General features: G+C 73.3%; 12 protein-coding genes. All 12 read left to right on the top strand.

Annotation, left to right across the window (positions count from 1 at the left end; translation table 11 throughout):
* Positions 1-32 precede the first annotated feature (32 nt).
* The 12 genes from ruvX (at position 33) to ACGFMP_RS10895 (ending at position 11,515) form a co-directional block, all read left to right on the top strand.
* A complete protein-coding gene (gene ruvX, locus ACGFMP_RS10950; RefSeq protein WP_393672141.1) occupies positions 33-497 on the top strand; it encodes a Holliday junction resolvase RuvX in 465 nt (154 codons plus the stop codon).
* Between the two features lie 101 nt (positions 498-598).
* Positions 599-2,473 carry an endolytic transglycosylase MltG gene (gene mltG / locus ACGFMP_RS10945; RefSeq protein WP_393671764.1) on the top strand — a complete coding sequence of 625 codons (1,875 nt, stop codon included), beginning with the start codon at positions 599-601 and terminating at the stop codon, positions 2,471-2,473.
* A gap of 31 nt (positions 2,474-2,504) precedes the next feature.
* Positions 2,505-3,353, top strand: coding sequence for a shikimate dehydrogenase (locus ACGFMP_RS10940; protein ID WP_393671763.1), 849 nt, complete (start codon positions 2,505-2,507; stop codon positions 3,351-3,353).
* 120 nt (positions 3,354-3,473) lie between these two features.
* Positions 3,474-4,658, top strand: a complete 1,185-nt coding sequence (gene aroC, locus ACGFMP_RS10935; RefSeq protein ID WP_393671762.1) for a chorismate synthase — start codon at positions 3,474-3,476, stop codon at positions 4,656-4,658.
* Entirely contained in the window at positions 4,655-5,182 is a 528-nt protein-coding gene (locus ACGFMP_RS10930) for a shikimate kinase (protein WP_393671760.1), read from the top strand. Before aroC ends, ACGFMP_RS10930 begins: the two co-directional genes overlap by 4 nt.
* Positions 5,179-6,315 (top strand): 3-dehydroquinate synthase, encoded by a 1,137-nt coding sequence (gene aroB, locus ACGFMP_RS10925; RefSeq protein WP_393671759.1) that lies wholly within the window; start codon positions 5,179-5,181, stop codon positions 6,313-6,315. The genes ACGFMP_RS10930 and aroB overlap by 4 nt, the downstream gene beginning before the upstream one ends.
* Complete coding sequence (aroQ, locus tag ACGFMP_RS10920) at positions 6,312-6,749, top strand: type II 3-dehydroquinate dehydratase (RefSeq protein ID WP_393671758.1); 438 nt, start codon at positions 6,312-6,314, stop codon at positions 6,747-6,749. The genes aroB and aroQ overlap by 4 nt, the downstream gene beginning before the upstream one ends.
* 104 nt (positions 6,750-6,853) lie before the next feature.
* Positions 6,854-7,603 carry an AAA family ATPase gene (locus ACGFMP_RS10915; RefSeq protein ID WP_393671756.1) on the top strand — a complete coding sequence of 250 codons (750 nt, stop codon included), beginning with the start codon at positions 6,854-6,856 and terminating at the stop codon, positions 7,601-7,603.
* Positions 7,604-7,774: 171 nt separating this feature from the next.
* A complete protein-coding gene (locus ACGFMP_RS10910; RefSeq protein WP_393671755.1) occupies positions 7,775-8,881 on the top strand; it encodes a M24 family metallopeptidase in 1,107 nt (368 codons plus the stop codon).
* A 54-nt stretch (positions 8,882-8,935) separates the two neighbouring features.
* A complete protein-coding gene (gene efp, locus ACGFMP_RS10905) occupies positions 8,936-9,502 on the top strand; it encodes an elongation factor P (RefSeq protein ID WP_393671754.1) in 567 nt (188 codons plus the stop codon).
* A gap of 2 nt (positions 9,503-9,504) precedes the next feature.
* The gene (gene nusB / locus ACGFMP_RS10900) at positions 9,505-9,930 is read left to right on the top strand and encodes a transcription antitermination factor NusB (RefSeq protein ID WP_393671753.1); all 426 of its coding nucleotides are present in this window, start codon (positions 9,505-9,507) and stop codon (positions 9,928-9,930) included.
* 127 nt (positions 9,931-10,057) lie between these two features.
* Positions 10,058-11,515, top strand: coding sequence for a pyridoxal phosphate-dependent decarboxylase family protein (locus ACGFMP_RS10895; RefSeq protein WP_393671752.1), 1,458 nt, complete (start codon positions 10,058-10,060; stop codon positions 11,513-11,515).
* The last annotated feature ends 119 nt before the right edge of the window (positions 11,516-11,634 follow it).

Genomic DNA, 11,634 nt, shown 5'->3' with positions numbered 1-11,634 from the left:
ACGACGGGGACGCCGGGACCGGCCGGCCCGCCATGCGGCGCGGCCGGCGGCTCGGCGTCGACGTCGGCGACGCCAGGATCGGGGTCGCCTCCTGCGACCCCGACGGGATCCTCGCGACGCCGGTCGAGACGGTGCCGGGGCGTGACGTCCCCGCGGCCCTGCGCAGGCTCGCCGAGATCGTCGCCGAGTACGAGCCGATCGAGGTGGTCGTCGGGCTGCCGCGGTCGCTCAACGGCACCGAGGGGCCGGCCGCGGCCAAGGTGCGGACCTTCGCGCGCAGTGTGGCGAAAATCATCACACCGGTGCCGGTGCGCCTGGTGGACGAGCGGATGACGACCGTCACGGCGACGCAGGGGCTGCGCGCCTCGGGCGTACGGTCGAAGAAGGGACGCTCCGTGATCGACCAGGCAGCGGCCGTCATCATTCTCCAGAGCGCGCTGGAGACCGAACGGGTGTCGGGTAAAGCTCCCGGGGAGAGCGTCCAATCATTCATCTGATCGCGATACGGTAACGTTCCGCGCGACACGGCGGCGCCTTCTGGCGCCGCCCGTTTCGCAAGGTCGGCAGACCCGACGCCGACCGCGTACCAAGGGGACCGATGACTGACTATGGCCGGGGCTCCGGCTCCGAACCGTGGCACCCGGACGACCCGCTGTTCGGCGATGCGTACGACCGGGGCCAGGGGTACCAGCAGCAGCCGCCGCAGCAGCAGGGCGGCGAGTGGCAGGACCCGTACGCCAGCGGTCAGCATCAGCAGCAGTACCCGCAGCACAACACGGGCCAGTACCCCCAGCAGGAGCAGCAGTACCAGCAGCAGTACCCGCAGCAGCCGCAGCAGAACACCGGCCAGTACCCGCATCAGCAGCAGTACCCGCAGCAGGGCGGCTACCAGGGCTACGACACGGGATCGCACCAGACGTACGACACCGGGTCGCACCAGACCGGCGGCTACGGCAACCAGGACCCGTACGGCGGTCAGCAGCAGGACCCCTACGGCGGCCAGCAGCAGCCCGGCTACTACGGCCAGGGCGGCTACCAGCAGCAGCCCCAGCAGCAGCAGCCCCAGCAACAGCAGCAGCAGCAGTACCGCCAGCAGCCCCAGCAGCCGGGCCCCGGCCTCCAGCAGCCGCAGGGCGTCCAGCCGGGCCAGCAGCAGCAGCCGGGCCAGCCCGTGCCCGGCCAGCCGGCGCGGCCCCAGCAACCGGGCCCCGGCGCCCGGCCGCAGGAGCCCGGCGCCCGCCCGATGCGCACCGCCCCCGCCAACACCGGCGAGTGGGGCACGGACGACGAGGCCGACCCGCGCGAGCACGCCTTCTTCGCGGGCCGCGACGACGACGATGACGACGACGTCCCGACGGGCAGCAGCGACGCCGGCGGCGGCCGGCGGGCCGGCAAGAGCCAGCCCAAAGGCGGCAAGAAGCGCCGCAGCGGCTGCGCCTGCCTGACGGTGCTCCTGGTGCTCGGCGGCGGCCTCAGCGGCGCCGTCTACTACGGCTACGGCGTCTACCAGGACCACTTCGGCCCGGCCCCCGACTACTCGGGCAACGGCACCCCCTCGGTGCTGGTCGAGATCCCCAAGGGCTCGACCCTGACCACCATGGGCAACCTGCTCAAGAAGGCCGGCGTCGTGAAGAGCGTCGACGCCTTCACCGCCGCGGCCCGCAAGAACCCCAAGGGCCAGACCATCCAGGCCGGCGTCTACGCCCTCAACAGGAACATGTCCGCCGCCGCCGCGGTCACGATGATGCTCGACCCGAAGTCGCAGAACGCGATGATCGTCAGCGAGGGCATGCGCGACAAGCAGATCTACGCCCTCATCGACCAGCGGCTCAAGCTCAAGCCCGGCACCACAGAGGGCGTCGCCCGCGCCAAGGTGAAGAGCCTCGGCCTGCCCGACTGGGCCGACACCAGCAAGAACGTCAAGGACCCGCTGGAGGGCTTCCTCTTCCCGTCCCGCTACAGCGTGGCCGCCGGGATGAAGCCGGAGGACCTGCTCAAGCAGATGGTCGGCCAGGCCAAGGAGGAGTTCGCGCAGTTCGACCTCGCGGGCGAGGCCAAGAAGGAGGGTCTGAGCAGCCCGTACCAGCTGCTCACCGTCGCCAGCCTGGTGCAGGCCGAGGGCAAGACCGACGACGACTTCCGCAAGATGGCCAAGGTCATCTACGACCGGCTGCTGCCGAGCAACAAGCAGCAGACCAACTTCCTGCTGCAGTTCGACTCGACGTACAACTACATCAAGAACACCAGCCAGACGAAGATCGCGACCAAGGACGTCCAGTCGCTCAAGGACACCTACAACACCTACCGGAACAAGGGCCTGACCCCGGGACCGATCGGCAACCCCGGCGTCAACGCGCTCAAGGCCGCGATGAACCCGGACCCGGGGCCCTGGTACTTCTTCATCTCGCTGGACGGCAAGACCACCCAGTTCACCGAGACGCTGGCAGAGTTCAACAAGATCAAGACCCAGTAGCCCCCGGCGGCGGCAGGTAGGAAAGACGTCAGTGGACACCACAGCACCACCCCCGGGCGCCCGCCGTGCCGCCGTGCTCGGCTCGCCCATCGCGCACTCGCTGTCCCCGGTCCTGCACCGGGCCGCGTACGCCGCCATGGGCCTGGACGGCTGGCGCTACGACCGCTTCGAGGTCGACGAATCCGCGCTGCCCGGCTTCCTCGACGGCCTCGACCCGGCGGAGTGGGCGGGGCTGTCGCTGACCATGCCGCTGAAGCGGGCCGTGATCCCGCTGCTCGACACCGTCAGCGACACCGCCGCCTCCGTGGAGGCCGTCAACACCGTGGTGTTCGGCGCGGACGGCCGCCGCAGCGGCGAGAACACCGACATCCCCGGCATGCTCGCGGCGCTGCGCGAACGCGGCATCACCTCGGTGCCGTCGGCCGCGGTCCTGGGCGCCGGCGCCACCGCGTCCTCCGCGCTGGCGGCGCTCGCCCGCATCTGCACCGGCGAGGTGACCGCCTACGTGCGCGGCCCGGCGCGCGCCGCCGAGATGCGGGAGTGGGGGGCCCGCCTCGGCGTGACCGTACGCACCGCCGACTGGGCCGACGCCGCCAAGGCGCTCGCCGAGCCGCTGGTCGTCGCCACCACCCCGGCAGGCGCCGCAGACCACCTCGCGGACGCCGTCCCCGACCGTCCGGGCGCCCTCTTCGACGTGCTCTACCACCCGTGGCCGACAGCGCTCGCCGCCGCCTGGTCCGAGCGGGGTGCCCCGGTGGTCGGCGGCCTCGACCTGCTGGTGCACCAGGCCGTGCTCCAGGTCGAGCTGTACACGGGGCACCGCCCGGTACCGCCGGCCGCGATGCGCGCGGCGGGCGAGGCGGCGCTCGGCGCGCACTGACCGCGGCCCCGTCGCACCGGTGTCCCGGTGTCCCGCACCCTGGACGCGGGTCCTGGCGGCCGGGTGAAACGTGGGAGGATCGGGGCGACGGACGGTTGGGCGTTTTTCGAGGGAGCACCGTTGAGCAGGTTGCGCTGGCTGACCGCGGGGGAGTCGCACGGACCCGCACTCGTCGCGACGCTGGAGGGGCTGCCCTCCGGAGTGCCCGTCACCACCGAGATGGTGGCCGAAGCGCTGGCCCGGCGGCGGCTCGGCTACGGCCGCGGCGCGCGGATGAAGTTCGAGCGCGACGAGGTGACCTTCCTCGGCGGTGTACGCCACGGCCTGACCATGGGCAGCCCGGTGGCCGTGATGGTCGGCAACACCGAGTGGCCCAAGTGGGAGCAGGTCATGGCCGCCGACCCGGTCGACCCCGACATCCTCGCGGGCCTCGCACGCAACGCCCCGCTGACCCGGCCCCGTCCCGGCCACGCCGACCTGGCCGGCATGCAGAAGTACGACCTGGACGAGGCCCGTCCGGTGCTGGAGCGCGCCAGTGCCCGCGAGACCGCCGCCCGGGTCGCGCTCGGCGCCGTCGCCCGCTCCTACCTCAAGGAGACGGCCGGCATCGAGATCGTCTCCCACGTGGTGGAGCTGGCCGGCGCCAAGGCCCCCTACGGCGTCCTGCCGGTGCCGGCCGACGAGGCCAGGCTCGACGCCGACCCGGTGCGCTGCCTCGACGCCGACGCGAGCGAGGCGATGGTCGCCGAGATCGACCAGGCCCACAAGGACGGCGACACCCTCGGCGGGGTCGTCGAGGTCCTCGCCTACGGCGTGCCGGTCGGCCTCGGCTCGCACGTCCACTGGGACCGCAGGCTCGACTCCCGGCTCGCCGGGGCGCTGATGGGCATCCAGGCGATCAAGGGCGTCGAGGTCGGCGACGGCTTCGGCCTCGCCCGCGTCCCCGGCTCCCAGGCGCACGACGAGATCCTGCCGGGACCCGACGGGGTCCGCCGCGCCTCGGGGCGCTCCGGCGGCACCGAGGGCGGCATGAGCACCGGCGAACTGCTCAGGGTCCGCGCGGCGATGAAGCCCATCGCCACCGTCCCGCGCGCGCTGGCCACCATCGACGTCGTCACCGGCGAGGCCGCGCAGGCCCACCACCAGCGCTCCGACGTGTGCGCGGTGCCCGCCGCGGGGATCGTCGCCGAGGCCATGGTCGCCCTGGTCCTGGCCGACGCGGTCGCCGAGAAGTTCGGCGGCGACTCCGTCGCGCAGACCCGGCGCAGCGTCCGCGGCTACCTCGACAACCTGGTCGTACGGTGAGCGCCCCCGCGGGGCCGCCCGCGGTCGTCCTCGTCGGGCCGCCGGGAGCGGGCAAGAGCACCGTCGGCCGGATCCTGGCCGCCCGGCTCGGCGTCGGCTACCGGGACACCGACGCCGACATCGAGGCCACCGCGGGCCGGCCCATCCCCGAGATCTTCATCGACCAGGGCGAGCCCCACTTCCGCGAGCTGGAGCGCGCCGCCGTGCGCGACGCGCTGGCCGGCCACGGCGGTGTGCTCTCGCTCGGCGGCGGCGCGATCATGGACGAGGGCACCAGGGCGCTGCTCGCCGGACTGCCGGTGGTCTTCCTCGACGTCGGCCTGCACGCCGCCGTCCACCGCGTCGGCCTGGACGCGCCCCGCCCGCTGCTCGCCGTGAACCCGCGGCAGAGCTGGCGCGAGCTGATGGAGGCGCGCCGCCCCCTCTACACCGAAGTCGCAAGGGCCGTCGTCGGCACCGACGACGGCACACCGGAGGACGTGGCCGAAGCCGTCCTCGACGCACTCCAGTTGAAGGACGCATGAGCAGCGAGAACCCGTCCAGGACCGCGCCCCCCGTCCGCATCACCGTCGCGGGCAGCGCGGGCACCGACGCCTACGATGTGCTGGTCGGCCACCAACTCCTCGGCGAGCTGCCCGGGTTGATCGGCAGCAGGGCTGGGGGTCCCCCCGCCGCAGGCAGGGGGCGGGTCGCCGTGCTGCACCCCGAGGCGCTGGCCGGGACCGGCGAGGCGGTACGCGAGGACCTCGCAGAGCAGGGCTACGAGGCCATCGCCATCCAGCTGCCCAACGCGGAAGAGGCCAAGACCGCCGAGGTCGCCGCCTACTGCTGGAAGGCGCTCGGCCAGACCGGCTTCACCCGCACCGACGTCATCGTCGGTGTCGGCGGCGGCGCCACCACCGACCTGGCCGGCTTCGTCGCCGCGACCTGGCTGCGCGGAGTGCGCTGGATCGCCGTCCCCACCACCGTCCTCGGCATGGTCGACGCCGCCGTCGGCGGCAAGACCGGCATCAACACCGCGGAGGGCAAGAACCTGGTCGGCGCCTTCCACCCGCCCGCCGGGGTGCTCTGCGACCTCGCCGCACTCGACTCGCTCGCCACCAACGACTACGTCAGCGGGCTCGCCGAGATCATCAAGGCCGGCTTCATCTCCGACCCGGCGATCCTCGACCTGGTCGAGGCCGACCCGCAGGGCGCCCGCAGCCCGCGGTACGCGCACACCGCCGAGCTGATCGAGCGGGCCATCCGGGTCAAGGCCGCGGTCGTCTCCAGCGACCTCAAGGAGTCCGGGCTGCGGGAGATCCTCAACTACGGCCACACGCTGGCGCACGCGATCGAGAAGAACGAGCGCTACAACTGGCGGCACGGCGCCGCCGTCTCCGTCGGCATGGTCTTCGCCGCCGAGCTCGGCCGGCTCGCCGGCCGCCTCGACGAAGCCACCGCCGACCGGCACCGCGCCGTGCTCGGCGCGGTCGGCCTGCCGCTCACCTACCGCGGCGACCAGTGGCCCCGGCTGCTGGAGACCATGAAGGTCGACAAGAAGTCCCGCGGCGACCTGCTGCGCTTCATCGTCCTCGACGGCCTGGCCAAGCCCACCGTGCTGGAGGGCCCTGACCCGGCGGTGCTGCTCGCCGCATACGGGGAGGTCTCCGAGTGAACCGCCAGGTCCTGGTGCTCAACGGCCCCAACCTCGGCCGCCTCGGCTCCCGCGAGCCCGACGTCTACGGTTCCACCTCCTACGCCGGGCTCGTCGAGGAGTGCCGCAAGACCGGCGCCGAGCTCGGCTTCGACGTCGAGGTCCGCGAGACCAACGACGAGGGCGAGCTCATCGGCTGGCTGCACGAGGCCGCCGACGGGCGCATCCCCGTCGTCCTCAACCCCGGCGCCTTCACCCACTACTCCTACGGGCTGCGGGACGCCGCGGCGCAGCGCACGGCGCCGCTGATCGAGGTCCACATCTCCAACCCCTACGCCCGCGAGGTGTTCCGCCACACCTCGGTCATCGCGGCGGTGGCGTCGGGCACGATCGCCGGCTTCGGCCTGGCCTCCTACCGGCTGGCCCTGCGGGCCCTGGCCGAGCCGGCCGCGTAGGGCGGGTCCGCGAGGTTTCGTCCCGGGCGCGCCCGGAAAAGCCGCGGGCACCCGGAAGGATTCCCGGGCGTTCACCAAAGGACATCCGGGGACGGTACCGTTCCATGTCAAACGCGCGGCAGCGCACACCGCACGAGATGGAGTCGGCCGACATGCAGCACGCTGTGGGGGCGCCGCAGCCCGGCGGGGGGCCGACGCCGCCCGCCGTAAGCGTCACCGGGCACTTCCCGCTGCCCGCGGCGGCCCCCGTGCATCTGCCGGTGCCGGACGGCAGCGGCTCGCTGTCCGGCGGCGCGCACGGCCCGGTGGCCGTCCTGCTGATCGGCGCGGCCGGTGCGGGCAAGACGACGATCGCCCGGCACTGGGCGGACAACCGCGGTGCCCCGACCGCGCACATCAGCCTCGACGACGTCCGCGAATGGGTGAGGGCCGGGTTCGCCGACCCGCAGGCGGGGTGGAACGAGCACTCGGAGGCGCAGTACCGCCTCGCCCGCCGCACCTGCGGCTTCGCCGCACGCAACTTCCTGGCCAACGGCGTGTCCTGCATCATCGACGACGCCGTCTTCCCCGACCGCCCCGCGGTCGGCCTCGGCGGCTGGAAGCGCCACGTCGGTCCCGGACTGCTCCCGGTGGTGCTGCTCCCCGGCCTGGACATCGTGCTGACCCGCAATGCCGAGCGCACCGGCAACCGGCGGCTCTCCGACGAGGAGGTCGCCCGCATCCACGGGCGGATGGCCGGCTGGTACGGGTCCGGCCTCCCCATCATCGACAACTCCCAGCTCGACGTCACCGCCGCGGCCGCCGCCCTCGACCGCGTGGTGGCCCGCAGCATCCAGGGGCCCCCGGTCTGGTAGCCGCACGCCGGCCGTACGCCGTCCTGCCGGCGGCGGTCCCACCGGCAGGACGGCGCCCCGCGCGAGACTCCGGGGATGTCATGCGCCCGGCGGAAAGGGCCGGACCGGCAGGCGGCCACCTTCGGAGGGCGAAAAGGGGCGGCGTGGGAGTGGGCGCCATAAGCTCACGACATGGCCGAGGTGCATGCGACCCGCAGGGACCGGCTGCGCGAGCGCTGCGCGGCGGCAGGGCTGGGTGCCGCGCTGGTGACGCGACCGGCGAACGTACGGTATCTGGCCGGCTGCGCGCCCCCCGGCTCCGCCCTGCTCGTCGGCCCCGGCGCCGAGGACATCCTGGTGCATCTGCGGCCGCCCCCGGACGACCGGAAGGACACCGACCCCGACGATCTCCGCTCGACCGTGCTGCCGTCCCCCGACGGCGACGCGGCGGTGGCCGCGGCCACCCTCGCGCGGGAGCGGCACGCGGAGTCGCTCGCCGTGGAGGAGCACCACCTCACCGTGGCCCGCCACCGCGCCATCGGCTCGGTCGCGGACGCCCTCCCGCTCTGCGACCTCGGCGGCGCCGTCGAGCAGCTGCGCCTGGTCAAGGACGAGCACGAGATCGCCGCACTGCGGATAGCCGCTGAGATCGCCGACCAGGCGCTCGGCGAGCTGCTCGAGTCGATCCTGGTCGGCCGCACGGAGCGGCACCTCGCGCTGGAGCTGGAGCGGCGCCTGGTCGACCACGGCGCCGACAGTGCCGCCTTCCCCACCTCGGTGGGCACAGGACCGCACTCAGGCACCGCCCGCCATGTGCCGACGGACCGCCGGGTCGAGGAGGGCGACTTCCTGACCGTGAGGCTCGGCGCCTGCTACCGCGGCTACCGCTGCGAGGTGGGCCGGACCTTCGTGATCGGTACCGCTCCGGCGGGCTGGCAGATCGATCTGTACGACCTGGTGTTCAACGCCCAGCGGGCCGGCCGGGAGGCCCTGGCACCCGGTGTGGCCTGCCGGGACGTCGACCGGGCCACCCGGCAGCCGCTGCTCGCCGCGGGCCACGGGGACGGTGTCGCACAGTGGTCGGGACACGGTGTCGGCCTGGAAATCGACGAGGACCCTCAGTTGTCACCTGCGGCCATGGGTAAACTGGACGCTTGCGTGCCGGTCACCGTCGAACCGGGGGTCCACCTTCCGGGCCGCGGCGGCGTCCGCATCGACGACACGCTCGTCGTACGCCCCCTGGCGGACGGCGGGCCCGAGCTACTCACCATCACGACCAAGGAACTCCTCGCCCTGTGACGGGCGCGGGTCTCCGCGGTCCCCGAAGCAGCACTCTCAGGAGATTCCGCAACCGTGGCCACCACGAACGACCTCAAGAACGGCCTCGTGCTCAAGCTCGACAGCGGCCAGCTCTGGACCGTAGTCGAGTTCCAGCACGTCAAGCCCGGCAAGGGCCCCGCCTTCGTGCGCACCAAGCTGAAGCACGTGCTCTCCGGGAAGGTCGTCGACAAGACCTTCAACGCGGGTGTGAAGGTCGAGACCGCCAACGTCGACAAGCGCGGCATGCAGTTCTCCTACAAGGACGGCGCCGACTTCGTCTTCATGGACACCGAGACCTACGACCAGATCACGGTCACCCCCGAGGTCGTCGGCGACGCCGCCAACTACCTGCTCGAGGGCTTCGAGGCCGTCGTCGCGATGTACGAGGGCGCGCCGCTGTACATCGAGCTGCCCGCCTCGGTCGAGCTGGTCATCGAGTACACCGAGCCCGGCGTGCAGGGCGACCGCTCCACCGGCGGCTCCAAGCCGGCGCGGCTGGAGACGGGCTACGAGATCGGCGTCCCGCTGTTCATCACCACGGGTGAAAAGGTGAAGGTCGACACCCGCACGGGCGACTACCTCGGCCGGGTGAACAGCTAACCGTGGCTGCCCGGAACAAGGCCCGCAAGCGCGCCTTCCAGATCCTCTTCGAGGCGGAACAGCGGGGTGCAGACCCGGTGACCGTCATGGCGGACTGGATCCGGCTCGCCCGGACCGACGACCGGCAGCCGCCGGTCACCGAGTACACGATGCAGCTGGTCGAGGGGTACACGGCGCACGCCGAGCCGATCGACGACCTGCTGTCCACGCACGCGGTGGGCTGGACGCTGGACCGCATGCCGGTCGTGGACCGCAGCCTGCTGCGGCTCGGGGCGTACGAGCTGATCTGGGAGGACGACGTCCCGGACGCGGTGGTGCTGGACGAGGCGGTGCAGCTCGCCAAGGAGTTCTCCACCGAGGAGTCCCCGTCGTTCGTGAACGGCCTGCTCGGCCGGCTGCTGGAACTCAAGCCGACCCTGCCGCGCTGAGGGCGGTCCCCAGGACACGTCCCCAGGCCGCGCCGTACTGCCTCCGACCAGGCCCGACAGCAGAAGTTGAACAATATTCTGCTTCGGGCCTGGTGTCTGCCGCGGGTCCTGGCCTAGATTCCGCCGCATGAGTGAAGCGGCGGCGCCCGGCGGCGACGACACCATCCTGGCCCGGCTCGGTGAGCTGCGGGCCGCCGACCTGCCGGTGCACGGCGGCCGCACCATGGCGTACGTCTACGACTCCGGGCTCGCCGGACTCGACGAGCTGGCCGCCCGCGCGCACGCCGCCTTCGCGGGCGTCAACGGCCTGGACATGACCGCCTTCCCCAGCGTCGTCACGCTGGAGAACGACATCGTCCGGCAGGCCGCGCGGCTGCTCGGCGGCGGCCCCGGCACCGCGGGCACCTTCACCAGCGGCGGCACGGAGAGCTGCCTGCTCGCCGTGCTCACCGCCCGCGAGCACGCCGCGAGGACCCGCGGGGTCACCGCGCCCGAGATCGTGCTGCCGCAGACCGCGCACGCCGCCTTCCACAAGGCCGCGGCCCTCTTCGGGCTGACCGCGGTCACCGTCCCCGTCGACCCCCGCACCTTCCGGGCGCGGCCGGGAGACGTCGCCGCCGCCCTCACTCCGCGCACCGCCCTGGTGGTGGCCTCCGCACCCTCCTACGCGCACGGCGTCGTCGACCCGGTCCGGGAGATCGCGGCGGCCGCCGCCGAGCGGGACGTGCTGTGCCACGTCGACGCGTGCATCGGCGGCTGGTACCTCGGTCACCGCAGGCTCGCCGACGGCATCGCGCCGCCACCGCCCTTCGACCTCGCGGTACCGGGCGTCAGCTCGCTGTCGGTGGACCTGCACAAGTACGGCTACACCCCCAAGGGCGCCTCCGTCCTGCTCTTCCGGGACGCCGAGCTGCGCAGGCACGGCTGGTTCGCGCACGCCTCCTGGCCCGGCTACCCCGTGGTCAACGCCACCCTCCAGGGCACCAAGTCCGCGGGACCGCTCGCCGCCGCCTGGGCGGTGCTGCACAGGGTCGGCACCGCCGGCTACGTCGAGCTGGCCCGGCGGGTGCACCAGGCGACCCGGCTGCTGGTGGACGGCATCGGCCGGATCGACGGGCTGCGGGTGCTCGGCGAGCCCGGCGCCTCGCTGGTGGCGGTAGCCGCCGACGCCCCGGCGGTCGACCCCTTCGTCGTCGCCGACGAGATGCGGACACGCGGCTGGTACCTCCAGCCGCAGCCCGCCTTCGCCGGCTCGCCCGCCAACCTCCACCTGACGGTGACCGCCGCGGTCGCCGACCCGGCCAGGATCGCGGACCTGCTCGCCGAACTCGCCGCCGCGGTCGACCGGGCGCGCGCCCTCGGCCCGGCCACCGCCGACCCCGGCATCGCGGAGGTCGCCGCGGCCCTCGATCCCGACACCCTCGGCCCGGCCGAGGTCGCACTCGCCCTGGAGGTCGCGGGGGTCGGCGCCGACGGCGCCCTCCCGCAGCGGATGGCGCCGGTGCTGGCCGTACTCCAGTCGCTGCCCGCACCCCTGACGGAGCGTCTGCTGCCCGAGGTGGTCTCCCGCCTCTACGCCGGCTGACCGCGCCCCGCGGCGGAAAACCGGCTGCCCCGGCCGGCGCTGTCCGCTACGCTCTGGCCTGGAATCGCGCGCCGGGGACTTCGGGTCCGTGCGGCGCGCGCATCGACGAGTGAGGGGAG

The organism is Streptomyces sp. NPDC049040 (assembly GCF_043197715.1).
In the GTDB taxonomy this organism is placed as follows: domain Bacteria; phylum Actinomycetota; class Actinomycetes; order Streptomycetales; family Streptomycetaceae; genus Actinacidiphila.
Note: the sequence above shows the minus strand (reverse complement) of the source record. Positions and strands in the feature narration are given on the sequence as shown.